The following is a 24,044-nucleotide window of genomic DNA, read 5'->3' as shown; positions in this document are numbered from 1 at the left end:
AAAGAGTCGGGCCTTCCGAGCGGTGCTGATGCCGCGACTTTTCAAGAGTTGCGACCGAGGGTCGGGGCGGTCAGACCTCGACGTAGCCGCCGGTGCGCCAGTAGAGGCCGTCGGCGCGGGCCATCAGGCCGGCTTCGATGAGGTAGCGGCGCAGGGAGACCCAGTCGGTCTCGTAGAAGGCGCGCAGCACCGCGTCGACCTCGCGCTCGGTCATCTTCACGCCGGGCTCGAACGCCGCGACGATGTGCTCCAGCAGCACCTGGCGCTTGCCCGCCTTCGCCGGCATCGAGATCAGCCGCCCGTGCTCGTCGAGGAACGTCCGGAGCACCTTCTCCGCGTCCGCACCCATGGTTCCTCCTCGCCGTGCCCGAACATCCCGAATCCCGGGCCGTGTCCGTGAAAGTACCCGGCCCGGCCGCGTCCACGCGTTCTCATTTACGGCGGGTCCGCGAACCCGTTACCTCGGCGGGGCGGAGATCCGATAAGTTCTCGCCATGGCCCGCTATTCGGACGACCTTGGGCTTGCCCACGTGCTGGCGGACACCGCCGACTCCATCTCCATGTCCCGGTTCAAGGCGCTCGATCTCTACGTGGAGTCGAAGCCGGACCTGACACCCGTCTCGGACGCGGACACGGCGGTGGAGAAGGCGCTGCGCTCGACGCTGGCGCGTACCCGGTCGCGGGACGGCGTGCTCGGCGAGGAGTTCGGGGTCACCGGCAACAGCGGCAACCGGCAGTGGGTCATCGACCCGATCGACGGCACCAAGAACTTCATCCGCGGCGTGCCGATCTGGGGCACCCTGATCGCGCTGATGGAGGGCGACGAGCCGGTCGTCGGCATGGTCTCCGCCCCGGCGCTGGGCCGCCGCTGGTGGGCCGCGCGCGGGCTGGGCGCGTTCGCGGGCCGCCACCAGGCCGCAGCGCAGCCGATCCGCGTCTCCGGCGTACGCCGGCTGGCCGACGCGAGCTTCTGCTACTCCTCGCTGGACGGCTGGGAGCAGACCGGCCGGCTGGCCTCGGTGCTCGACCTGATGCGCAAGACCTGGCGCAGCCGGGCGTACGGCGACTTCTACGGCTACATGCTGCTGGCCGAGGGCGCGCTCGACATCATGATCGAGCCGGAGCTGATGCTCTGGGACATGGCCGCGCTCGTGCCGATCGTCACCGAGGCGGGCGGCACCTTCACCGACCTGTCCGGCCGCACGGGCGCGGGCGGCGGCTCCGCGGTGGCCACCAACGGGCAGTTGCACGATGACGTGCTGGAACGGTTGAGCCCGGCCGGACTTCGCGCGCTGTAGTCACTCTCATTCACTCGGTGAAGTCGCCGGGCGGGTAGGGCGCAGCCGACCCCTAAGGGTCTAAGCTGCGTGGGTGGTGTCCTCTGGCTGGTGGTTCCTGGTGGCGATGATCGCCGCGTACGGCATCGCCAACCTGCTGCAGTCCATCGCGGCGACACGCACAGCGACGACGGACAGCCTCGATCCAGGCCTGCTGCTGCGCCTGTTCGGCAACTCGACGTACCTGCTCGGCCTCGGCTGCCAGATCCTCGGATTCTTCCTCGCCCTCGGCGCACGACGCGACCTTCCGCTGTTCCTCGTGCAGTCCGCGGTGACCGCAGGCCTGTGCGTCACCGCGTTCGCCGGGGTCGTGCTGCTCAAGTGGAAGCTGCCGCTCGCCGAGATCCTGCTGCTGTTCGGGGTCATGGCGGGCATCGGCATGCTGGCCGTGTCCGCCGAGCCCGGCCACGCCGAGCCGCTGGACACCAAGGGCGTGATCTCGCTGGTCGTCGCGCTGGTCGCGATAGCCGGGGTGAGCGCGTTCGCGGGCAAGGTCAAGGGCGTGCTCGGCTCGGTGGTGCTCGGCTCGCTGGCCGGTCTCTGCTTCGCCTCCGCCGCCATCGCGGCCCGGCCGCTGGCCTCGGCGCAGACCATCGTCGAGTTCGGCCTGAACCCGCTGCTCTACCTGGTCATCGCGCACTCGCTCACCGGCCAGCTGCTGCTGGGCCTGGCCATGCAGCGCGGCTCCACCAACGCCGCCGTCGCCGCCATGGACGCCGCGGGCGCGGTGCCCGCCGCCGTGATCGGCATGCTGCTGCTGGGCGACAAGATCCGCCCGGGCATGTCGTGGGTCGCCGCGCTCGGCTTCGTGATCACGCTGGGCGCGGTCATCGCGCTCACCCGCTACGCCGAGCCACAACACGACCTGGTCGCCGAGCCGGTGCCGCTGCCGGTGCGGTTCAGCTCCGTCTCCGTGCCCGGCCTGCCCGAGCATCCGGCGCGCGGCGTGTTCCAGGTGCCGGGCGCGGGCGAGGCGGGCCCGCGTACGGGAACCATCCCGCTGCCCACCCGCACCCCCGACCCGGAACCGTCGCCCGGCGGCTACGTGCCGGTGATGGTCCCCGTGTCGACGAGTCACACCCCCGGCAACGGCCACGCGACGGGCAACGGCCACGCCGCCGGCAACGGCCACGTGCCCGCGCCGGCCGACCCGGGCGCGGCCAGCGGGCACCACCCGGCCGGGCACCCGCCGATGACGCTGCCCGGCCCGGTCCGCCGCCCGCTGCCGGTCAACGCCGACTGAGCGCCGGCCCGATCACCGGACCGGTCAGCTCCGCCGACGGATACCAGACGCCCCGCCAGGCCGGGTTGCCCAGCCGGCCACGCCACGCCGGATCGATCGCCGGGTAACGCAGGGCACGCTCGACCGCCGGCAGCGGCTCACCGGCGTACGCCTCCAGCAGGCGCAGACAGTCCTGCTCGTCATAGCCGGTCACGCCCGCCCCGCGCCACAGCAGCCCGTACAGGGTCGGCGTGCAGTCCATCACGAACCCGCCGCCTTCAGGTTCAGGCCGCGGCGGGGGACGGTGCTCGGTCAGGTCGAAGACGAACCAGTAGCGGACCAGACCGGGGTTGTCGATCTCCACCGGACGAGTATCAGGCGGGCTCGACCCGCGCGCACTTCCTTTGCATACCCGGGACATATCGCATCATCTCTGCGTACCGTGCGGTAAGGCGCGGCACGCGGCCGCGCGAGAGGTGCGCGTCATGTCCATCGCCAAGGAGATCCTGGCCGCCATCGGCATGCCCGAGCGCCTGGACACCCAGCTCGGGCAGTTCGGCTTCCACGACGGCCTGCCCACCGCGGACGGCGTCGACCGGCTGTTCGACGCGCTCGACCTGGTCCGCGCGGTCGAGGCGTTCCTGCTGGCCATGCCGGGCGCGGCGCTCGCGGCGATGCGGGCCGGCCTGCGCAACGTGGGCGTCACCTCGGCCCGCCAGATCGGCGTCACCGCACCCCGGCCCAGCAGCCTCTACCTGACTCCCGACCCCGACCTCACGTACGGCCAGACCTTCCTGAACCTGGACACCGACGGGCCGACGGTGGTCGAGGTGCCGCCGAACACGCTGTGCGCCGTCGACGACTTCTGGTTCCGCCACGTCACCGACCTCGGCCTGACCGGGCCCGACCAGGGCCGGGGCGGCAAGTACCTGTTCCTGCCCCCGGATCACGAGGAGGAGGTGCCCGACGGCTACTACACCTTCCGCAGCCCGACCTTCACCAACCGGGCGGTGTTCCGGGCACTCGACGGCGTCGAGGCGATCAGGCAGGTCCGGGTGTACCCGCTGGCGCAGGCCGCCTACCCGCCGCCGAACGAGTTCGTCGACCTCGCCGACCGGCCGCACAACACCGTGCACGCCGGCGACGCCGCCTTCTACGACGAGGTCGACGTGGTGGTCCAGGAGGAGCCGCTGGAGTCGCTCGACCCCGAACGGCGCGGCATCCTGGCGAGCATCGGCATGGTCAAGGGCGACGTGTTCGGGCCCGACCAGCGGATGCGCGCGATCCTCGCCCAGGCCGCCCCGCTGGGTGCGGGCATCGCCCGCGCGCTGGTCTTCCGCCCCCGCGACCCGCAGGCCTACCTGTACCCCGACTCCTCGTGGAAGCACCTGTCCGTCGGCGGCCGCGAGTTCCTGGACGAGGGTGCCCGCCTGCTGGACGCCCGCACGATGTTCCACTACCTCGCCACGGCGGCCACCCCGGCGGCATCGCCCGTGGGCACCGGCTCGGCGAGCGCCTACACCGCCGAGGACGCCGACGGGCGCTGGCTCGACGGCGGCCACCCGTACCGGCTGCGCCTGCCGCGGCGCATCCCGGCGAAGACGTCCTGGTCGGTGTGCGTGTACGACTGCCAGACCCGCTCCCTGCTCATCACCGACCGCCCGCAGCCGAGCGTGAGCAGCCTGTCCGGCACGGTCGAGGCCGACGCCGACGGCAGCACCGACGTGCACTTCGGCCCGGTGCCGCCGCCCGGCCGCGAGCCGAACTGGATCCCGACCGTGCCCGGCAAGCACTGGTTCACCGTGCTGCGCCTGCACGGCCCGCTCCAACCCTGGTACGACCAGACCTGGCGACCCGGCGAGATCGAACGCACCGGCTGACTCCCCGTCCCTTAGCATGTGCCCGATGGATGGCGGGCGGGGAACCGGAACATTCATGGGGCGGCTCGGCAGGTTCCGGCGCTGGGTCGGCACCCCTTTGCGCAGGCGATCGCATCGGTTCCGGGTCGATGCGCACAGTCTGGCGCTGACCCGGGGCGACTGGGCGACCGAGGTGCTCTGGTCACAGGTGGAAGCCGTGATCCTGTACCGGGGACCGGCCGCCGACGGCCGTGTCGTCTGCCGCCTGCTCCTCGTGCCGGTCCCGGACGCGATGCTCGACCGAGGGCTGGTGCACGCGCCCAACCCGGTCGACGGCCGCCCGTGCCGGGTGCTGCTCGACCTGGCGAAGGTCAAGGACACACCGGATCAGATCGCGGCCACACTCACGACGTACGGCGGCGCCCGCTTCCTCGACCACCGTCCCGCCTGAACAGGGCCGTCCACCAGGTTCGAGCGTTCGGCCGAGTCTCCGCCTCGCGCGACTCGGCTACCGTGCCACCCGGCACCACCGACAGGCCACGGGGGTACGGACGATGCGACAGCACCAGCAGAGGCGACTGCCCGGCGGATTCAGCCTGCTGGGCCGAGAGTAGGACCCTCCGATGGAACTGCGGCCAGGTCCGCACTGGGGTTGGCCCGCGACACTGTTCGCGGTGGCGGCCCTGCAACTGTCGTCGGCGTCGCTGGCAGACGACTGGGGCAGGCGGTTCGGGCCGCTGCTCTGGGGAACGCTCTACCTGACGGCGGCCCTGGTGACGCTGCTCATGCGGCTGCGCCCGTTCCGGTTCCGCATCGACGAGCGGGGCCTGACGATCCGGCACCGGGCTTACGAGATCGCACCGGCCTGGTCCGAGATCGAGATGGTGATCCTGGCGCAGTCACCGCCAACTGCCAGGACCTTCGGCGTCCGTAGGCCGGAAGCCCGGCTGTTGCTGGTGCCCGCCCCCGACGTGGACCTCGGTGTCCCGCTCACCGCCCGCAGCCCGCTGGACGGCCGACCCTGCCTTCCGGTGATCGACTTCGAGCTGGTCAGGGACAAGCCTCGGGCGGTGGCCGCGACACTGGCGCTGCACGGCGGCGACCGGTTCGTCGACGACCGGAAGTGGCTGCGCAAGGCGTTCAAGCAGCCGGACTTCACGGTGCGGCCGTTCGGATACGACCGCGCGCACATCGACGACGTCATCCGGCGCGGGCGGAACATGCTGGACTCGACGGACTGGCGGGCGCGGCGCGACCTGGCCCTCGAACTGCTCCCGCCGCATCCCATCAAGTCCGACGGCTACGACCGCGCACAGGTCGACAAGTTCACCAGCCGCCTCTCGGCCTTGATCGCCACTTTGCCCGGCGTCCCGCCGCCGCCCGACTGACCACCGATGAATCTTGTGCGGTTCGGGTCGTCCCGGCGACACCAACTGCACAAGATCCGATGTCGTCCGCGTCCGCTTGCGGCGATCCTCAGGAGCTGACGCTATTCGGCGGTGAGTTCGGCGGCTGCGCCCCGGGCGAGCTGACGGCCCGCGATCTCGTGCGGTTCGTCCGTGTGGTTGAAGAGCCAGACCCCGCCGGGGGCGCGCACCGCTTCCACGCCGTCGGGCAGATCGGGCAGGATCGGGGCGGACCCGGCGGCGGCACAGATCCCGTCGAGCACGCGGGCCGTCGCCGCCTCGTCGAGGGCGCAGGACACGTAGTACGCGACGCCCGCGCCGTGCTCGCGCCGGGTCACGGCCGGGCGGCCGTCCGGGTAGCGGGCGAGCACCACCGCGCCCGGCGCGGTCAGGTGCTCCGTCCAGCCCGTGGCCAGGTCACCGGTGTCGAGGGTGATCACCGCACCGGGCGGCAGCGGGTCGAACTCCTCGACCCGGATGCCGAGCAGATCACGCAGCGCACCTGGATAGCCCCCCGTCCGCACCCGCAGGTGCTCGTCCACGATCCCGGACAGGTAGGTCACCACCAGGTGCCCGCCCTCGCGCGCATACTCGTCCAAGCGGCGCGCGGACTCATCGGTGAGCAGGTACGCCGCCGGCACGACCAGCACGCGGTACCCGGCGAGCGTCGCCGTGGGCGGCACGACGTCGATCGGATACCCCCGCCGCCACAGCGCGCGGTGCCAGCTCTCGACGACGCCCTGATAGTCCAGCGGCGCGGGCAGGTGCGACGCCACGACGGCCCACCCGCACACCTCGTCGAACCACACCGCCACCTCACCGCGGCCGGCAACCCCCTCGCCGTCCGCTGCCACCGCGTCCGCCTCCGCACGCCGATCGGCTGCCCTCGCGCCGGACCCGCCTTCGCCGACCTCCGCCCCAGCACCGCCGGGTCCGTCGGTTAGGAAGGGCACCTTCTTATACGCGGAGCGATAAGAAGGTGCCCTTCCTTCGCCTGCGAGGGTTTCGCCGAGGGCGCGGAACTCGCGGTAGAGGCGGGTGTCGGGGCCGGGGTGGCCCACGATCGCGGTGTGCCACTGCTCGGCGCCGCCGGAGCCGGCGCGCCACTGGAAGTACATCGCGCCCTGGGAGCCGCGGGCGAGGTGGGCGAGGGCGATGCGGGCGAGCATGCCGGGTGGCTTGCGGCGCTGTACGCCGTTCTCGGTGACGTGCGCGGGGGCGTGTTCCATGAGCAGCCAGCGGCCGTCGTAACCGGCGGCGGCCGACCAGCCCCGGGCGGCGTCGGCGGCGAACGCGCTCTGGGCGGGGGTGCCGTCGAGGGAGGACGGGTAGTGGTCGATGGCGACCAGGTCGACCTCGCGGGACCAGCGGGCGTGGTCGACCGGCACCCAGCCGCCGAGCACGAAGTTCGTGGTGACCTGAGCGTCCGGCGCGACTGCTTTGATCGCGTCGCGCTGCTCGGTGTACGCGGCGAGCATGCTGTCGGACAGGAAGCGCCGGTAGTCCAGCTCGTGGGCGGGGTTGCCGAGGTACTGGGTGGCGCGCGGCGGGAGCACCTGCGCCCAGTCGGTGTAGCGCTGGCTCCAGAAGTCCGCGGTCCAGGCGTCGTCGAGGGCGGCCGTGGTGCCGTGGCGTTCGCGCAGCCAGGTGCGGAAGGCGCGGGCGCAGTGGTCACAGAAGCACCAGGTGCCGTACTCGTTGTGCACGTGCCACAGCCGCACGGCCGGGTGCCGGGCGTACCGCTCGGCCAGCGCGGTCGCGACGCGCAGGCTCGCGGCGCGGTACGCGGGGGCGTTGACGCAGTACGTGTCGCGGGAGCCGTGGACCAGGCGTACGCCGTCGCGCCGCATCGCGAGCGCGCCCGGGTGGGCCTGGGTGAACCAGGGCGGCGGGGAGGCGGTCGGGGTGGCCAGCACCGCACCGATGCCGTGCTCGTGCAGGCCGTCGAGGACCCGGTCGAGCCGGCCGAAGTCGTACAGCCCCGGGCTCGGCTCCAGGCGCGACCAGCTGAAGACGCCGACGGTGGCCGCGGTGACGCGGGCCTCGCGCATGAGGGCGAGGTCCTCGGCCTGGACGTGGTCCGGCCACTGCTCGGGGTTCCAGTCGGCGCCGAAGAAGTACGGGTTAGTTGGCACGGCGGCCAAAGTAGAGGGATCACTCACGAGCGTCAACCGTTGACGTTTGTTTGGCTACACGGAAAACTAAAAGGGACGTACCTGCAGCAGACGCCGCACTGGGAGCCGATCATGCCGTTCCGTCCACCGCTGGTGGCCCACGAGTACTTCTCCGCCGACCCACCGGAACTGCCCCGGCGCGCGTACGGCGAGCACGGCCCCGAGTCCGTCGTGTGGGCCGAGCTGACCGGCAAGGACTCCACCGGTGCGACGCTGCACGCGCACACCGACGCGGGCACCACGCTGCAGCTGCACGTCGGTGCGGCCGGCGACGGCATCCTGCGGGTACGCCTGTCCGAGGAGTCCGGCGCGCGCAGCCGCAGCGCCCGGCTGCTCCCGCTCACCCAGCCCGACCCGGGTGCGGTGGCGACCGTGGTGACCGGCGAGAACACCGTCACCGTCACGGCCGGCCCGCTGACCGCCGAGGTGACGCTGAGCCCGTGGCGGCTGTCCTTCCACGACGCCGACGGCCGCCGCCTGCTGGGCGCGGACCCCGGGCTCACCGACATCTCCGGCCGTATGCGCACCCTGCCGCTGGGCTGCTCCCGGGTGGACGGGCGGATCGTGGCCTACCACGAGAGCTTCCTGATGCCCGCCGACGAGGTGCTGTCCGGCACCGGCGAGCGCTTCACCGCGCTGAACCTGCGCGGCCAGCGGCCGGTGATGTGGAACTTCGACGCCTTCGGCAGCGAGTCCGACCGGGCGTACAAGAACGTGCCGTTCTACCAGTCCAGCCGGGGCTACGGCATCGTCGTCGACTCCGGCATGCCGGTCGAGTTCGACTTCGGCGCGTCGACCGGCAGCGTCACCCAGCTGATCGTGCCCGACGACCTGATCGAGTACTACGTGCTCGCCGGGCCCACCCCGGCCGACGTGCTCGCCCGGTACAACGCGCTCACCGGCCGCCCGGCCTGCCCGCCGAAGTGGGCGTTCGGCTCCTGGATCTCGTCGGGCTTCTGCCGCGACAGCCAGGAGCAGGTGCTGGCCCGCGCGGCGACGATCCGGGAGCACGGCATCCCCTGCGACGTGCTGCACCTGGACACCTACTGGCAGGCCGAGGGCACCTGGTCGCACCTGCTGTGGGACCCGGTGGCGTTCCCCGACCCGGACGCCATGCTGGCCACCCTGCACGAGCAGGGATTCCGGGTGTGCGTGTGGATGAACTCGTACCTGTCGCACCGCACCGACCGCTTCGCCGAGGCCGCCGAGCGGGGCTTCCTGCTGCGCCGGGCCGACGGCGCGGTGTACGTCGCCGACTCCTGGCACGGCTCGTTCCCGGCGGGCGGCATCGTCGACTTCACCAACCCGGAGGCGACGGCCTGGTTCCAGGACCTGCTGCGGCCGCTGGCCCGGCAGGGCGTGGACGTCTTCAAGACCGACTTCGCCGAGGGGGTGCCCGCCGACGCGGTCGCCTTCAACGGCATGACCGGCACCGAGCTGCACAACGTGTACGCGCTGCTGTTCAACGACGCGGTCGCCGAGGTCACCCGGGAGGTGCACGGGCACTCGACGGTGTGGGGGCGCTCGTCGTACCTGGGCGGGCAGCGCCATGCCGCGCAGTGGGGCGGGGACACGATGTGCTCGTACGAGGCCATGGCGTCGTCGATGAACGGCGGGCTCGCGCACGGGCTGTCCGGCGTGCCGTACTGGTCGCACGACAGCGGCGGCTTCTGCGGCACCCCCAGCGACGACCTCTACCTGCGCTGGGCCCAGTTCGGGGCGCTGTCGCCGCTGGTCCGCTTCCACGGCACGACGACCCGCGAGCCGTGGCGCTTCCCGGCCGTCGAGGCCGACGTGATCGAGGCGCTGCGGCTGCGCTACCGGCTGCTGCCGTACCTGTACTCGGCGGCGCTGCGCTCGGCGGAGACCGGCGAGCCGATGATGCGGGCGCTCGGCGTGGACACCCCGGCCGACCCGGCGTCGTGGCGGGCCGAGCACGTGTACCGCCTCGGAACGGATCTGCTGGTCGCACCCATGATCAGCGCGAGCCAGCAGCGCGACGTCTACCTGCCGCCCGGCGAGTGGGTGGACTGGTGGAGCGGTGACGTGCTCGGTGGCGGTGGCACGCATCACGTCGATCCCCCGCTGACCCAGCTGCCGCTGTGGGTACGCCGTGACGCTCTGCTACCGGTCACCGCACCCGCCGCGCACCTGGCCGACGGGCCGTGGGCGCAGCTCACGCTGCTCAGCTTCGGCGGCGGCGACGCCGTGTCCGAGATCCGGGACGACGGTTACGTAAGCACTGTCGCGGCGCGGCGGGACGGGGATACGCTCTCGGTGACCATCGCCGGGCCGGCCCGGGTCACGGCGATCGCGTTCCCCACCGTCGCCGGCGGCACCCCTCCGGCCACCGTGCTGGTCAACGGCGTGCGGGCCACGCTGGGCCCGGTGGACGGCCTGCTCACGGCGACCTGGCAGGCACCAGGAGACTGAACCCCATGGCACTCGTCGCCGGCATCGACTCCTCCACCCAATCGTGCAAGGTGGTGGTCCGCGACGCCGACACCGGCGCGCTGGTCCGCCAGGGGCGGGCGAGCCACCCCGACGGCACGTCCTGCCCGCCCGACGCCTGGTGGCAGGCCCTGCAGACGGCGCTCGGCGAGGCGGGCGGGCTCGACGACGTCGCCGCCGTCTCGGTCGGCGGCCAGCAGCACGGCATGGTCTGCCTCGACGCCGACGGCCAGGTCGTCCGCGACGCGCTGCTGTGGAACGACACCCGCTCCGCACAGGCGGCCACCGACCTGGTCGCCGAGCTCGGCGGCGGGCGGGCTTGGGCGGACGCGGTCGGCAGCGTGCCGGTCGCCTCGTTCACCGTGACGAAGCTGCGCTGGCTGGCCCGGCACGAACCGGACAACGCCGCCCGTACGGCCGCCGTCTGCCTGCCGCACGACTGGCTGACCTGGCGACTGGGCGGCACCGGTGACCTGTCCGCGCTGGCCACCGACCGCAGCGACGCCTCCGGCACCGGCTACTGGTCGCCGAGCACCGGCGAGTACCGCCGCGACCTGCTCAAGCTGGCCTTCGGCCGGGACCTGCTGCTGCCCACCGTGCTTGGCCCCGACGGCTCGCCCGGTCGCACCCCGGGCGGTGTCCTGCTCGGCCCCGGCGCGGGTGACAACGCCGCCGCAGCGCTCGGCGTCGGCGCGCAGCCGGGCGACGTGATCGTCTCCATCGGCACCTCCGGCACCGTGTTCAGCGTCGCGACGGTCCCCGCCGCCGACGACACCGGCACGGTCGCCGGGTTCGCCGACGCCACCGGCCATTACCTGCCCCTGGTCTGCACGCTCAACGCCGCCCGGGTGCTCGACGCCGCCGCGACCATGCTCGGCGTCGACCACGCCGAACTGTCCCGGCTGGCCCTGGCCGCCCCCGCCGGCAGCGACGGCCTCGTGCTCGTCCCGTACCTGGAGGGCGAGCGCACCCCCAACAAGCCCGACGCGACCGGCTCCCTGCACGGCCTCACCCTGGGCACGTCCACCCCCGCCCACCTGGCCCGCGCCGCCGTCGAAGGCATGCTCTGCGCGCTCGCCGACGGCCTCGACGCCCTGCGCGGCCAGGGCGCGACCGTCAACCGGGTGGTCCTGGTCGGCGGCGGCGCGAAGTCCGAGGCGGTGCGCCGCATCGCCCCGTCCGTCTTCGGCTGCCCCGTCGTCGTCCCCCCGCCCGGCGAGTACGTCGCCGACGGCGCCGCCCGCCAGGCCGCCTGGATCGCCACCGGGGCCGCCCCCACCTGGGCCCTCGACGGCCTGGAGTCCTTCGAAGCCGCCCCCGTCCCCGCCCTCCGCGCCCGCTACGCCGAAGCCCGCGACCTCACCCTCTGAAAGGAAGGGCACCTTCTACAACGCTCCGCGTTGCAGAAGGTGCCCTTCTTAACACCACGGCCACTACGGCATAGGTCAGGGCCGCGTGCCCGGCGTCGGCCCGGATACCGGCGAAGCAGGCCGCGGTCCGTCGCGGGCCCGGTGGGCAGGCCCGCCGTGGACCGGTGAAATCGCCGATGCCGCGGCGACGGGTCGGTACGCAAACTGATCAAGTAGCCGCCGGCACCGTGCGCCCTGGCCTCGCGTGCCCCGGTGGCATGCCCGGCCGGGTGCGGCGGCTCCGAGCCCTGACCTGATCGGAGAGCCGCATGCAGACCTTCCCGTCCTTCGACGGCACCATCCTGGCGTACCACACCTGGGGCGAACCCACCGCCGCCCTGCCGCCCGTGGTGCTGCACCACGGGTTCAGCACCTCCGCGGCCGCCAACTGGAAGGCCCCCGGCGTCGTCGACGCGCTGGTCGGCGCGGGCCGCCACGTCATCGCGATCGACGCCCGCGGCCACGGCGCGTCCGAGAAGCCCCACGACCCCGCCCGGTACGGCGAGGACAAGATGGCCCGAGACCTGGCCGCCCTCTTCGACCTGCTCGGCCTGGCACAGGTGGACCTGGTCGGCTACTCCATGGGCGGGGTCGTCGCCCTGCTCACCGCCGCCGCCGACCACCGCATCCGGCGGCTGGTCACCGGCGGCATCGGCGCGGGCGCGGTGGAGCAAGGCGGTGTGGACCGCGCCGCCCTGCCCGGCCGCGCACTGATCGACGGCCTGCTCACCGACGACCCGAGCACCATTACCGACGAGAAGGTGATGGGTTTCCGCCTGTTCGCCGACGCCTCCGGCGCGGACCGCCGGGCCCTCGCCGCCCAGGCCGAGGCAGGCCACCGCACCCCGATCGCCCTGGACCGCATCACGATCCCCACCCTGGTCCTCGCCGGCACAGACGACTGGCTGGCAACCCGCCCCGAGGTCCTCGCCGCCGCCCTCCCCGACGCCCGCTGGAAGGTCCTGGCCGGCGACCACCTCACCGTGGTCCGCAACCCCGAGTTCGCCGCCGCCATCGCCTCCTTCCTCGCCTAACCCACCCCACCCCCACCCCACCCCACCCGCCCCCTAGATCGCGACGATCTTGCGCGAACTGTTGGCGCTATACCCCATATGGGCGTGTCGTACCCACAGCCCACGCAAGATCGTCGCGATCTAGGCGGGTGGGGGGTGGGGAGATCGCCGCGGCGAAGGGAGAGCCGCGGCGATCAGTCTGGGGGTCGCGGCAGCCGCCGCGACGGGTCAGCCCTTGAGGGCGCCGGTGATGACGCCCTTGGTGAAGTGGCGCTGGATGAAGGGGTATACGGCGACCACGGGGATGAGGACCACCACGACCACGGCCATCTTGACGGCCAGGCTGGGTGGGGCGTTGAAGCCGAGGGCGGGTGGGGAGCCGATGCCGGCGGGGCTCTGGCCGGCGATGATGTACGCCTGCAGCACCTGCTGGACCACCCGGTCGTCGGCGTCGTTGAGGTACAGGACCGCGTTGAAGTAGATGTTCCAGTAGCCGACCGCGTAGAACAGGCCCACCACGGCCACCACGGCCTTGGACAGGGGCAGCACGATGCGGGTGAGGATGGTCCACTCGCCGGCGCCGTCGATCCGGGCGCTGTCGAGCAGTTCCGCCGGGATGCCCATGAAGAACTGGCGTACCACCATCAGGTTGAACGCGTTCACGGCGGCGGGCAGGATCAGCGCCCAGTGCGAGTCCTTGAGCCCGAGGCTGGTCACCACCACGTAGGTCGGCACCAGGCCCGGCCCGATCAGGAACGTGATCAGGAAGAACATCAGCAGCGGGCGGTGCCAGAGGCTGCCGGGCCGGGACAGGCCGTACGCGGCGAGCACGGTGCAGAGCACGCTGAGGGTGGTGCCGACGACGGTGACGAACATGCTGTTCCAGACCGCCTGCGACACCTCGCCCCGGGTGAAGATCAGGACGTACGCGGAGATGTCGAAGTCGCGCGGGAGGAACACCATGCCGCCCGCGTCGGCGATCGCCTTCTGCGACGAGAAGCTGGTCACGATCACCGACCACATCGGGATCAGCACGGCCAGCACGACAGCGGTGAGCAGCACGCCCTTGCCGATCCGCCCCGCGATCGTGGGCGGCTCCTCCCAGGCGGGCCGCTGGGCGCGTCGCCGACGGGACCTCATGGCCGGAGTGACGACAGTCATGCCTTCTCCTCGCTGTGCTCGTCGGCGGCATCGTCGGGCCATCCGATTCGCTCGCTCATGACCGGACGAACACCCCCTCCTCGCCGAAGCGGCGGGCGACCCGGTTCGCGACCAGGATCAGGATCAGGCCGATGACGGCCTTGAACAGCCCGGCCGCGGCGCCGACGCCGTAGTCCTGGGTGAGCAGGCCGAGGTGGTACACGTAGGTGTCGAGCACCTCGGCGGCCTGCCGGCCGACCGCGTCACGCTGCAGGATGAACTGCTCGAAGCCGACCGACAGCGCGTTGCCCAGCTGCAGGATCAGCAGCAGCACCACGACGGGACGCAGGCCGGGCAGGGTGACGTGCCACAGCCGCCGCCACCGGTTGGCCCCGTCGGAGGCGGCCGCCTCGTACAGGCTCTGGTCGATCGCGGTGAGCGCGGCCAGGAAGATGATGGTCCCCCAGCCGACGTCCTTCCACAGCGACTCCGAGCTGACCAGCAGGATGAACGTGTCGGGATTGGTCATGACGTCCCACGGTTCCAGCCCGTTGTCCCGCAGCACCTGGGCCAGCAGGCCGGAGCCGCCGAGCATCTGCAGGAAGAACGTGATGACGAGCACCCAGCTGAAGAAGTGCGGCAGGTACACCACGGTCTGCACGAAGCCGCGCAGCCGCGTCGACACCACGCTGTTGAGCAGGATCGCCAGCGCGATCGGCAGCGGGAAGAAGAAGACCAGCTGGAACGTGGTGATCAGCAGCGTGTTGCGCAGCGCGTCCCAGAACTGGGAGTCGGCGAACAGCTCCGCGAAGTTGGTGAAGCCGATCCAGCGGCTGTTGAGGATCGCCTCGATGGCGGTGTCGCCGGACCACTGGTCGTAGTCCTTGAACGCCACCACGTTGCCGAGCGTCGGCACGTAGTGGAAGACCACCAGCAGCAGTACGGCGGGCAGCGCCATCAGCAGCAACGGCCAGTCCCGCCGCCAGCGCGCGCCGAACGAGGCCCGCCGCCGGGTGGGCGGCGCGCCGTCCGCGGGCGCGGGAAGTGGCCGGGCCGCCGAAGACCCGGCCACTGGACCGGTGGGCGGCTCCGGCGGCCCGTCCTGAAGACGGACCGCCGGGGACTGCCCACCGGCGTCGGTGGTGCCTTTCACAGCGACTCCCTGTTCATCGACCGGCGTCGCTCAGCGCCTTCGCCAGGTGCGCGCGGCCGACCTCGCCGCCCCCGTCGCGCCACTCCTTGAGCACCACGTCCAGGTCGGACAGCGGACGCCGTCCGCGGGCGATGTCCTTGACCTTGTCCTCGGTCGGCTGCTTGACCTTCACGTACTCCGCCGGCATCTCGAGCTTCATGCCCAGCCACGGGTCGACTTCGAGGTGCTTGACCGCGGCGTTCTCCCAGTTGATCAGATCGGTCACGTAGTTGGGAACCCGTGCGTCGTACTTGATCGTGGGGGCGGTGCCGGCGATGAAGCGGAACTGGTCGGCCTTCTCCTTGCCCTGCAGGTCGGTGCCGGCCGGCCAGCCGTCGGCGCCCTTGGTGAAGTGCTTGCCCTCGACGCCGTACTCGATGAGCTCGAACTCCTTGGTGCCGAGCGGGGAGGCGACGAAGTTGAGGATGCGCAGGATCTCCTCGGTCTTCTCCTTGCCCAGGCCCTTCTTGACGAAGGTGTAGAAGACCGGGTCAGGCGAGCCCCAGACCAGCGGTGCGCCGCCGTCGGCGGCGAAGAACGGCACCGGCTGCATGTTGAAGCCGGCGGTGACCTTCTGCTGCTCGGCCTGCATGCCGAGCCACGCGCCCACGCCGTCCTGGATCATCGCGATCTTGCCGCCGGAGAACAGCAGCTTGGCGTCCGCGCCCTTGCTGGCCACGACCTCGGGGTGGATCAGACCGTCCTTGTACAGCTTGGCCATGAACTCCAGGGCGGCCTTGAACTCGTCGGTCTCGTACTTGAACTGGACCTTGCCGTTCTTGGAGCCCCAGCCGTCCTTGGAGTTCGGCACCCGGAAGATCATCTCCACCATGGCCTGGACGTCGTTGAACGCCCAGACGCCCTTGCCGGGGTTGGTCATCTTCTTGCCGAAGTCGTACAGCTCCTGGGCGGTCTTCGGGATCGCCACACCCGCGGCGTCGACGAGGTCCTTGCGGTAGAACAGCGCCCACGGGTACGGGCCGTCGGTCGGCCACGGCACCGCCATCAGCCGCTCGTTCCAGACGGCGTTGCTCCAGGCCACGGTCGGCAGGCTGGCCAGCATCTGGTACGGCTTGACCTTGTCCCCGGCCAGGTGGTCGGTCAGGTCCTCGAACAGCGCCTTGGCCGCCTCGGAGAAGTTGGGGATCTTGCTGATCTCCCAGCCCGGGATGCAGAGCACGTCCGGGATGTCCCGGGCGGGCAGGATCGCGTTCAGCTTGTCGGCGTACGTGTTGCCGTCCTGGATGCCCGGGGTGACCACGGCGCCCAGCTCCGCGTTGATCGCGTCGAGGTAGGCGTTCTGCCCCGGTCCGGCGGGCACCTGCCCCCAGTACGGCGTCATCGTGGTGATGGTGCTGCCCCGGCCGGGCTTCTCGGTGATCGCGTCGACCAGCGAGGACGGGTACTTGGTGAAGCCGTTGGCGACCGGCGAGACGCCCTTGATGTCCGGCTGCACCAGCTCCAGCGGCTGGTACTTGGGCAGGACCGCCTGCAGCTTGTCCAGCTGCTGCGTCGTGCCCTCGTCCGCCGCCTTCTCACCGCAGGCGACGAGCGTGCCGCTGCCCGCGACGGCGATCGCGCCCAGGCCGAGCAGGCTCAGGAACGATCGGCGGTTCGCCGCCGCGCCCGCGAGGGGGTTGTCCACGGCGTGCTCCCTTCGTCATTTGTCAAGCTCAGGATCAGGGAAAGGGGTGTTCATGGAGCGGTTACGAGGTACAGTTAGTTCGGCTTTCGACTAAACAAACTAGCCGAAGGTCAGAGCGACCACAAGGGAGCGTTCCCACGCCTGGGTCGGCGGCGATGCTCACCGACGGCTCCATACGGCATGATGGGGCGACCAGTGCAGCCACACCGGAGGGCAGACGGTGATCACGATGCAGCGCGGCCCTCAACCGGCGGACTTCGCCGATGTCAGGGCCACGAACCTGGCCGTCGTGCTGCGTTACGTGCGCAGCCACGCGCCATGCTCCCGCGCGGAGATCGCCGCCACCACCGGCCTCAACAAGGCCACCGTGTCCAGCCTCGTCGCCGACCTGATCGAGCGCCGGCTGCTGCGCGAGACCGGGCTGACCGAGCACCGGATCGGCCGCCCGGCGACCATGCTGGTGCTCGACGGCTCGCCGTACGCCGCGATCGGCATCGAGGTCAACGCCGACTACCTCACGGCGGTCGCGATCGACCTGGCCGGGCAGCAGGTGCTGTCCTGGCGGCGCTCGTTCGCCGGGCTGGCGTCCAGTCCCGCGCAGGCCGCGACCGCGATCGCGGCGCTCGGCCGGCGCGCGGTCAACCGCGTCCTCAAGGAGGACCGCCGGGTGCTCGGCCTGACCGTCGGCGTGCCCGGCCTGGTCTCCCCCGACGGCGCCGTCATCATGGCCCCCAACCTCGGCTGGCACGACGTCAACCTGCGCGACATCGTCAACCGCGCGCTCGGCGAACCCGGCTTCCCGGTCGCCGTCGACAACGACGCCAACCTCGCGGTGCTGGCCGAATCGCGCTACGGCGCGTTCGCCGGCTCACAGAACCTGATCTACCTGACCGGCGAGGTCGGCATCGGCGCGGGCATCATCAGCGACGGCCGGCCGCTGCGCGGCCACCGCGGCTTCCCCGGCGAGATCGGCCACATCACCATCGACCCGCAGGGCCCGCCGTGCGCCTGCGGCCGCCGCGGCTGCCTGGAGGCCATCGCGGGCATCAGCGCGATCATCGCGCGGGTGCTGCCCGAGGTGGCCGGCGACGGCGCCATCACCGACCTGCAACCCGAGGTCGACGAGGTGGTACGCCGAGCGCGCGGCAACGACCCCGCCGCCCTGCGGGCGCTGGACGAGGTGGGCCGGGCCCTGGGCCAGGGCGTCTCCATCCTGGCCAACCTGCTCGACCCCGAGGTCGTCGTGCTCGGCGGCTACTTCGTCCCCCTGGCCCCCTGGCTCCTGCCGCCGGTCGAGGCAGAGCTGACGGCCCGCCGCATCGGCCCCGAGCAGGGCGGCGCCCAGGTGGTCGCCTCCATCCTCGACCACGGCGCGGCCGCCACCGGCGGCGCCGCCACCGTCCTCGACCACGTCGACGCCGGCCGCCTCCCCCGCCTCTGACCCCGTCCTCCCACCCACGCCGCCCCCTCCCGCCGCAACTCTTAAAGAGTCGCGGCCTCCTGCCATCCCTGAAGGCGCAACTTTTTAAGAGTTGCGGCGGGGGCGGGTGGGGGTGGGGCGGGTGGGCGGTGGTGTCGGTGCGCATCGTGGGTCGGGCGGGGGTCGTTAATAAGGGTGTATTCCGGAAAAGACACCCTTATGGACGGAGCCACCTGTGGGCAGTGAGCGGCCGGTCTTCGTCGTGGGGTGCCCGCGGTCGGGCACCACGATGCTTCAGCTCATGCTGCACGCGCACCCGCGGATCGCGATCCCGCCGGAGACGCGTTTCCTGCTCGGGGCGTACACCGACCGGGCGAGCTTCGGCGACCTGCGCGAACCCGCCAACCGGCGCGGCCTGGCCGAGTGGATCACGAGCGGGAAGACCGCCTTCGCGGACCTCGGCCTGGACCCGGACTCGGTGACCGAGGAGATCGTGAGCGGGCCGCCGACGCTCGGCTCGGCGCTCGGCATCGTGTTCCGCGCGTATGCCCGCCGCTTCGACCGGCCGCGCTGGGGTGACAAGCGCCCGGCGTACCTGAACAATCTCGGGCCGCTGCTGCGCCTGTTCCCGGACGCGCAGATCGTCAACATCGTGCGCGACGGGCGCGACTGCGTCGCCTCGCTCGGCGAGACGCCCTGGCAGCAGGGCAAGGACGTGTGCCACGCGATCTCCGACTGGGCGCGGGCGATGGACTCCTCCGCGCTGGCCCGCCGGACCCTGGCCGCGGACTCCTACCACGAGGTGCGGTACGAGCGCCTGGTCGCCGACCCGGAACCGGAGCTGCGGGCGATCTGCCGGTTCCTGGGCGAGGAGTACGACCCGGCGATGGCCGAACCTGCCCGGCTGGCCGAGGTGGCCGTGCCCAGCCGCAAGAGCTGGCACCGCCTCACCCACGAGCCGGTGACCACTGAGCGGGTCGGCAGCTGGCGGGAGCGGCTGGCTCCGTGGCAGATCACGTTGTGCGAGGCGAAGCTCGGCGGCCGGCTGAAGGAGCTGGGTTATCCGCTGTCCGGGGACGGCTCGCCCTGGTGGCGCGGTCCGGGCCGGGTGCACCACCTGCACTACGCCCACATCGACGGCCCCCGCCGCACCTTGGCGACCCGCCGCGCCCTGGCCCGGTTCCGCGACCGGCTGCGCCCCGCCGAGGAGCTGGCCTACCGCCCGGCCGAGCCGCGCGAGCTCCTGCCTCACTGACCGCGGGACCGCCCGTTCTTGTTCCGTGCCGCCGGGCGGCATCGGCGCTGCTCGACGGAGCGTCGCCCGGCCAGGCCCGAGCTGCCGTGGGAACGCTCCCTTGACGACAGCCGGTGAAACACGGTAAATCTCTGGCGTACTCCGTTGCGAAAACCGTGTGAAACACCTGTCGCGCGGGGTCTTTTTCAGACGATCGTCGAAGCGCTTCGACTGGAGATCGGGATCGCCCGGTCCGCGATCCACTGTCGAAGCGCTTCGACTGCCCGCACCGCCCACTCCACGACGCACCTTCCGACCGTCCGCCCAGACGAAGGAACCCGGCGATGAACTTCCGCGACCCCTCCGCACCGCTCCCCGACCGCGTCGCCGACCTGCTCGGCCGGCTCACGCTCCCCGAGAAGATCGCGCTGCTGCACCAGCACCAGCCGCCCGTGCCCCGGCTGTCCGTGGGCGGGTTCCGCACCGGCACCGAGGCGCTGCACGGGCTCGCCTGGCTCGGCGAGGCGACGGTGTTCCCGCAGGCGGTGGGCCTCGGCGCGAGCTGGGACCCGGACCTGGTGCGCCGGGTCGGCGCGGCGGTCGGCGACGAGGTCCGGGCCAGCCACCACAAGGACCCGTCCGGGGCCGGCCTCAACGTGTGGGCGCCGGTGGTCAACCCGCTGCGCGACCCGCGCTGGGGCCGCAACGAGGAGGGATACAGCGAGGACGCCTGGCTGACCGGGCTGATGGGGCAGGCGTACGCGCAGGGCCTGCGCGGGGATCACCCCGTCTACCTGAAGACCGCGCCGACGCTGAAGCACTTCCTCGGCTACAACAACGAGAACGACCGGTGTGTCAGCTCCAGCAACCTCGGCCCCCGGGTGCTGCACGAATACGAGCTGCCCGCGTACCGCCCGGCGATCGAGAGCGGCGCGGCGGTCGCCGTGATGGCGTCGTACAACCTGGTCAACGGCCGTCCGGCGCACGTAAGCCCCCATCTGAACGACGACCTGCGGTCCTGGACCGGGGACGAGGTGCTGGTGGTGTCGGACGCGTATGCGCCGAGCAACCTGGCCGACCCGGCCCAGCAGGCCTACTTCCCCGACCACGCGAGCAGCCACGCCGCCTCGCTGAAGGCCGGGGTGGACAGCTTCACCGACGCCGACGCGAACTCCCACGTCACCATCGGACGGCTCACCGAGGCCCTGGAGCGCGGCCTGATCACCGAGGCCGATGTGGACACCGCGGTGCGGCGGGTGCTGACGATCCGGCTGCGGCTCGGCGAGTTCGACCCGGCCGAGGCGAACCCGTTCACCGGCCTCGACCCGGACACCGTGAACTGCCCCGCCCACCAGGCGCTGGCCCGCGAGGCCGCGACCCGCAGCATCGTGCTGCTCAAGCAGGAGTGCCGGCTGCTGCCGTTCGACCCGGAGCAGGTGCGCCGGGTCGCGGTGGTCGGGCCGCTCGGCGACCAGCTGATGGCCGACTGGTACAGCGGCACGCTGCCCTACCAGGTCACCGCCCGCGATGGCCTCGCCGCCCGGCTCGGCGCGGACCAGGTCACGTTCGCCGAAGGCGCGGACCGGGTGGCGCTGCGCCTGGTCGGCGGCGGTTACCTGGCGGTCGCCGACCCGGCGGAGGCCGCGCCGCTGCGGCGGGCGTTCGCGGACCCGCACGGGTTCGACGTGTTCGACTGGGGCAGCCACCCCGGCCCGGCCGGGCACCACGGGACCAGCGTGCTGGCGCTGCGCTCGGCCGCCAACGGGCGGCACCTGACCGTACGCGACAACCTGCTGGTCGCGGACGCGCCCGGCCCGCACGGGTGGGACGTGCACGAGACGTTCCGGCTGGTCGAGCGGTCCGACGGCACGCTGTCCCTGCACCACGAACTGAGCCGCAGCTACCTCGTCGTCGGCGAGGACGGGGTGGCCGCGGTCGGCGCGAGCTTCGAGCAGGCCGCCCGGCTCCAGGTGGAGCTGCGCCGCGGCGGGGCCGAGCAGGCCGCCGCGCTGGCCGCCGAAGCGGACGCCGTGGTCGTGGTGCTGGGCAACCACCCCCTGGTCAACGGGCGGGAGACCGAGGACCGGGAGAACCTGGCCCTGCCGCCCGCGCAGGAGGCGCTGCTGCGCGCCGTGTACGCCGCCAACCCGCGCACGGCCCTCGTGCTGACCAGCAGCTACCCGTACGCGGTCAGCTGGGCCGACGTGCACCTGCCCGCGGTGCTGTGGAGCAGCCACGGCGGCCAGGAGTTCGGGCACGCGCTCGCCGACGTGCTGTTCGGCGAGGCCGAGCCGGCCGGGCGGCTGCCGCAGACCTGGTACCGCAGCCATTGCGAGCTGCCCGACCTCTACGACTACGACATCATCACCAGCGACGCGACCTACCTGTACTACCGCGGCACCCCGCTGTACCCGTTCGGGCACGGCCTGAGCTGGGGCGAGTTCGAGTACGGCGCGGTCGGCCTGGACGCCGACGCGATCGACGCCGACGGCACGGTCACGGTGACCGTCGAGGTCGCCAACGTCGGGCAGCGCCCCGGCGAGGAGGTCGTGCAGCTCTACACGCACCAGCAGCGCTCGCGGGTCAAGCAGCCGCTGCGGCGGCTGCGCGGGTTCCGCCGCGTCCGGCTCGAACCGGGCGAGCGGACCGTGGTCAGCATCCCGCTGGCCGCCGCCGACCTGTCGTTCTGGGACGTGACCGCGGGACGGCCCGTGGTGGAGGCGGCCCGGCACAAGGTGATGGTGGGCCGCTCGGCGACCGACATCCGCGGCTGCGCCACGCTGACCGTACGCGGCGAGCGCATCGGGGCACGCCGGCTGCCCGGCCTGCTGCGCGCCGTCGACCACGACGAGGGCTGCGGCGTGGTGCTGGTCGACGCGGCCCCGGACCGCGGCGACGCGGTGCGGGCCACCGACGCGGGCGCCTGGCTGTCGTTCGGCGCGACCGACCTGACCGGCTGCGACGAGATCGTCTTCGCGGTCGCGGGCGGTGCCGGCCGGGTCGCGCTGATGGCCGACGACCCGCTCGACGGCGAGGTGCTGGCCGAGGCGGTCGGCGCGGGCACCGGCCGGTACGCGTACCAGAAGATCAGCTGCGCGCTGAGCACATCCGGCCGGACAGACCTATACCTGGTGTACGACGCACCGGGCATCATCGTGAGCGAGCTCGTCTTTTCATGAGCGATCGGGTGACGGTGCCGGTTTCGCGCGGCGGGCGGCGGGCATGAACGGGAGCAGCGGGGAGGTGCCGCCGATGAGGAGCCGTCCGCGGCGGTCGTCCCAGCGCGACAGCGTGGTGACCATCGCCGACGTGGCCCGGCACGCGGGCGTGTCCACCAGCACGGTGTCGTACGTGCTCAGCGGCAAGCGGGCCATCTCCGCCACGACCAGCGCCCGGGTGCACGCCAGCATCCGCGCGCTGGGCTTCCACCCGCACGCGGGCGCGCGCTCGCTGGCCAGCAACCGGTCCAGCGTGATCGCGCTGGTGCTGCCGCTGCGGCAGGGCATGCACCTGCCGGTGCTGATGCAGTTCGCCACCGCGGTGGTGACCAGCGCCCGGCAGCACCACCATGACGTGCTGCTGGTCACCGCCGACGAGGGCCCGGCCGGGCTGCGCCGGGTCGCCGCGGGCGCGATGGTGGACGGCCTGGTGCTGATGGACGTGGAGATGCACGACCCGCGCGTGCCGACGCTGCGCAGGCTGGAGCGGCCCAGCGTGCTGATCGGGCTGCCCGCCGACTCGGCCGGGCTGACCTGCGTCGACCTGGACTTCCACCGGGCCGGGGCGGTGTGCGTGGAGCACCTGGCGGCGCTGGGCCACCGGGAGATCGCGCTGCTCGGCGCGCCGCGGGTGGTGTACGACCGGGACACCGGCTTCGCCCACCGCACCCGCGACGGCTTCGTGGAGGCCGCGAAGCGGCTGCGGCTGACCGCGTACGCCCAGCCGTTCGAGGAGCATCCGCAGGCGGTGCAGGAGTCCCTCGCCCAGCTGCTGGCCCATCACCCGCGGCTGACCGGCCTGGTGGTGCACAACGAGGCCGCGGTGGCGCACGTGCTGAACTCCCTGCGCGCGCTGGGCCGCCGGGTGCCCGAGGACATCTCCGTGGTGGCGATCTGCCCGGACGAGCTGGCCGAGCGGTCGTCCCCGGCGCTCAGCTCGGTGCAGATCCCGGCCGAGGACGTCGGGCGGCAGGCCGTGGAGCTGCTGATGCGCAAGCTCGACGACCGCGCGGTGCCGCCGGCCACCCTGCTGCCGCCGATCCTCACCCCTCGCGCCAGCACCGCCCCCGCCGCCGGCTGACCCCGCCCGTCCCGCGCTGTCCACAAAGCACCTGGTCAGGCCATGACCATCGGCGGGCGGCGACTCCCGCGAAATCGGGGCTTCACAAGAAGGCAACCGCGCGGTTAAATCGTGCTTGACAGAGGTGGGAGCGCTTCCATCGATGTCGACCGAAACGTACAGGAAAACCCTGACTAACCCACCGCACCGCGAACTGCGATAGCGGTGGGGCGGATGCGCCCACATCCGCCCCACCTGTGCCCT

At 72.2% G+C, this 24,044-nt stretch carries 17 protein-coding genes and 1 pseudogene; 12 read left to right on the top strand and 6 right to left on the bottom strand.

The genetic code is table 11. From position 1 onward, the window contains the following. Positions 1–70: 70 nt before the first annotated feature. Entirely contained in the window at positions 71–349 is a 279-nt protein-coding gene (locus tag Cco03nite_RS33020; protein WP_203697504.1) for a DUF2087 domain-containing protein, read from the bottom strand. A gap of 145 nt (positions 350–494) precedes the next feature. Here Cco03nite_RS33020 and hisN point away from each other — a divergent pair, with 145 nt between their 5' ends. Together hisN and Cco03nite_RS33010 are read left to right on the top strand one after the other, a co-directional pair. After that, the gene (gene hisN / locus Cco03nite_RS33015; RefSeq protein WP_191841793.1) at positions 495–1,298 is read left to right on the top strand and encodes a histidinol-phosphatase; all 804 of its coding nucleotides are present in this window, start codon (positions 495–497) and stop codon (positions 1,296–1,298) included. A 106-nt stretch (positions 1,299–1,404) separates the two neighbouring features. Next, positions 1,405–2,259 (top strand): annotated as a pseudogene (locus tag Cco03nite_RS33010) (hypothetical protein); the annotation flags it as partial. 307 nt (positions 2,260–2,566) lie between these two features. Here the strand turns inward: Cco03nite_RS33010 and Cco03nite_RS33005 are convergent. Continuing rightward, entirely contained in the window at positions 2,567–2,923 is a 357-nt protein-coding gene (locus tag Cco03nite_RS33005; RefSeq protein WP_203697500.1) for a hypothetical protein, read from the bottom strand. A gap of 121 nt (positions 2,924–3,044) precedes the next feature. Here Cco03nite_RS33005 and Cco03nite_RS33000 point away from each other — a divergent pair, with 121 nt between their 5' ends. The 3 genes from Cco03nite_RS33000 to Cco03nite_RS32990 all read left to right on the top strand — a co-directional run bounded on the left by Cco03nite_RS33000 (position 3,045) and on the right by Cco03nite_RS32990 (position 5,806). Then, positions 3,045–4,439 (top strand): DUF1214 domain-containing protein, encoded by a 1,395-nt coding sequence (locus tag Cco03nite_RS33000; protein WP_203697498.1) that lies wholly within the window; start codon positions 3,045–3,047, stop codon positions 4,437–4,439. A 196-nt stretch (positions 4,440–4,635) separates the two neighbouring features. Further along, a complete protein-coding gene (locus Cco03nite_RS32995; RefSeq protein WP_203697496.1) occupies positions 4,636–4,869 on the top strand; it encodes a hypothetical protein in 234 nt (77 codons plus the stop codon). A 172-nt stretch (positions 4,870–5,041) separates the two neighbouring features. Beyond that, complete coding sequence (locus Cco03nite_RS32990) at positions 5,042–5,806, top strand: hypothetical protein (RefSeq protein ID WP_203697494.1); 765 nt, start codon at positions 5,042–5,044, stop codon at positions 5,804–5,806. Between the two features lie 101 nt (positions 5,807–5,907). Here Cco03nite_RS32990 and Cco03nite_RS32985 read toward each other — a convergent pair whose 3' ends face one another. Then, positions 5,908–7,959 (bottom strand): beta-galactosidase, encoded by a 2,052-nt coding sequence (locus Cco03nite_RS32985; protein WP_239167859.1) that lies wholly within the window; start codon positions 7,957–7,959, stop codon positions 5,908–5,910. Positions 7,960–8,070: 111 nt separating this feature from the next. On the opposite strand from Cco03nite_RS32985, the gene Cco03nite_RS32980 reads away from it, so the two are divergent. From Cco03nite_RS32980 to Cco03nite_RS32970, 3 genes are all read left to right on the top strand, one after another. Continuing rightward, positions 8,071–10,431, top strand: coding sequence for a TIM-barrel domain-containing protein (locus tag Cco03nite_RS32980; RefSeq protein WP_203697490.1), 2,361 nt, complete (start codon positions 8,071–8,073; stop codon positions 10,429–10,431). Positions 10,432–10,436: 5 nt separating this feature from the next. Continuing rightward, positions 10,437–11,819 carry a xylulokinase gene (gene xylB, locus Cco03nite_RS32975; RefSeq protein ID WP_203697489.1) on the top strand — a complete coding sequence of 461 codons (1,383 nt, stop codon included), beginning with the start codon at positions 10,437–10,439 and terminating at the stop codon, positions 11,817–11,819. A gap of 308 nt (positions 11,820–12,127) precedes the next feature. Then, positions 12,128–12,892, top strand: a complete 765-nt coding sequence (locus Cco03nite_RS32970) for an alpha/beta fold hydrolase (protein WP_203697488.1) — start codon at positions 12,128–12,130, stop codon at positions 12,890–12,892. Positions 12,893–13,099: 207 nt separating this feature from the next. Here the strand turns inward: Cco03nite_RS32970 and Cco03nite_RS32965 are convergent, their stop codons facing one another. From Cco03nite_RS32965 to Cco03nite_RS32955, 3 genes are read right to left on the bottom strand one after another with little or no spacing between them, the layout of a single operon-like run. Then, on the bottom strand, positions 13,100–14,032 hold the full coding sequence (locus Cco03nite_RS32965; protein ID WP_239167858.1) for a carbohydrate ABC transporter permease: 933 nt from the start codon (positions 14,030–14,032) through the stop codon (positions 13,100–13,102). A 55-nt stretch (positions 14,033–14,087) separates the two neighbouring features. Next, positions 14,088–15,164, bottom strand: coding sequence for an ABC transporter permease (locus Cco03nite_RS32960; protein WP_239167857.1), 1,077 nt, complete (start codon positions 15,162–15,164; stop codon positions 14,088–14,090). A gap of 13 nt (positions 15,165–15,177) precedes the next feature. Then, positions 15,178–16,848: an extracellular solute-binding protein gene (locus Cco03nite_RS32955; RefSeq protein ID WP_203697487.1), complete on the bottom strand. Its 1,671-nt coding sequence runs from the start codon at positions 16,846–16,848 to the stop codon at positions 15,178–15,180. Between the two features lie 229 nt (positions 16,849–17,077). Here Cco03nite_RS32955 and Cco03nite_RS32950 point away from each other — a divergent pair, with 229 nt between their 5' ends. The 4 genes from Cco03nite_RS32950 to Cco03nite_RS32935 all read left to right on the top strand — a co-directional run bounded on the left by Cco03nite_RS32950 (position 17,078) and on the right by Cco03nite_RS32935 (position 23,801). Beyond that, a complete protein-coding gene (locus Cco03nite_RS32950) occupies positions 17,078–18,289 on the top strand; it encodes an ROK family transcriptional regulator (RefSeq protein WP_239167856.1) in 1,212 nt (403 codons plus the stop codon). A 280-nt stretch (positions 18,290–18,569) separates the two neighbouring features. Then, positions 18,570–19,523: a sulfotransferase gene (locus tag Cco03nite_RS32945; RefSeq protein ID WP_239167855.1), complete on the top strand. Its 954-nt coding sequence runs from the start codon at positions 18,570–18,572 to the stop codon at positions 19,521–19,523. 323 nt (positions 19,524–19,846) lie between these two features. Beyond that, the gene (locus tag Cco03nite_RS32940) at positions 19,847–22,681 is read left to right on the top strand and encodes a glycoside hydrolase family 3 protein (protein WP_203697475.1); all 2,835 of its coding nucleotides are present in this window, start codon (positions 19,847–19,849) and stop codon (positions 22,679–22,681) included. Positions 22,682–22,754: 73 nt separating this feature from the next. Continuing rightward, positions 22,755–23,801, top strand: coding sequence for a LacI family DNA-binding transcriptional regulator (locus tag Cco03nite_RS32935; protein ID WP_203697473.1), 1,047 nt, complete (start codon positions 22,755–22,757; stop codon positions 23,799–23,801). Positions 23,802–24,044 lie beyond the last annotated feature (243 nt).

Origin of the sequence: Catellatospora coxensis (assembly GCF_016862635.1) — a bacterium.
GTDB classification, from domain to species: domain Bacteria; phylum Actinomycetota; class Actinomycetes; order Mycobacteriales; family Micromonosporaceae; genus Catellatospora; species Catellatospora coxensis.
Note: the sequence above shows the minus strand (reverse complement) of the source record. Positions and strands in the feature narration are given on the sequence as shown.

What these genes read in the sequence shown, in the direction of transcription:
- Cco03nite_RS32965 (WP_239167858.1), bottom strand. Translation starts at nt 14,032, where the DNA reads ATGACTGTCGTCACTCCGGCCATGAGGTCCCGTCGGCGACGCGCCCAG.
- Cco03nite_RS33020 (WP_203697504.1), bottom strand. Translation starts at nt 349, where the DNA reads ATGGGTGCGGACGCGGAGAAGGTGCTCCGGACGTTCCTCGACGAGCAC.
- Cco03nite_RS32940 (WP_203697475.1), top strand. Translation starts at nt 19,847, where the DNA reads ATGAACTTCCGCGACCCCTCCGCACCGCTCCCCGACCGCGTCGCCGAC.
- Cco03nite_RS32950 (WP_239167856.1), top strand. Translation starts at nt 17,078, where the DNA reads ATGCAGCGCGGCCCTCAACCGGCGGACTTCGCCGATGTCAGGGCCACG.
- Cco03nite_RS32980 (WP_203697490.1), top strand. Translation starts at nt 8,071, where the DNA reads ATGCCGTTCCGTCCACCGCTGGTGGCCCACGAGTACTTCTCCGCCGAC.
- Cco03nite_RS32970 (WP_203697488.1), top strand. Translation starts at nt 12,128, where the DNA reads ATGCAGACCTTCCCGTCCTTCGACGGCACCATCCTGGCGTACCACACC.
- Cco03nite_RS32945 (WP_239167855.1), top strand. Translation starts at nt 18,570, where the DNA reads ATGCTGCACGCGCACCCGCGGATCGCGATCCCGCCGGAGACGCGTTTC.
- Cco03nite_RS33000 (WP_203697498.1), top strand. Translation starts at nt 3,045, where the DNA reads ATGTCCATCGCCAAGGAGATCCTGGCCGCCATCGGCATGCCCGAGCGC.
- Cco03nite_RS32935 (WP_203697473.1), top strand. Translation starts at nt 22,755, where the DNA reads ATGAGGAGCCGTCCGCGGCGGTCGTCCCAGCGCGACAGCGTGGTGACC.
- hisN (WP_191841793.1), top strand. Translation starts at nt 495, where the DNA reads ATGGCCCGCTATTCGGACGACCTTGGGCTTGCCCACGTGCTGGCGGAC.
- Cco03nite_RS32990 (WP_203697494.1), top strand. Translation starts at nt 5,042, where the DNA reads ATGGAACTGCGGCCAGGTCCGCACTGGGGTTGGCCCGCGACACTGTTC.
- xylB (WP_203697489.1), top strand. Translation starts at nt 10,437, where the DNA reads ATGGCACTCGTCGCCGGCATCGACTCCTCCACCCAATCGTGCAAGGTG.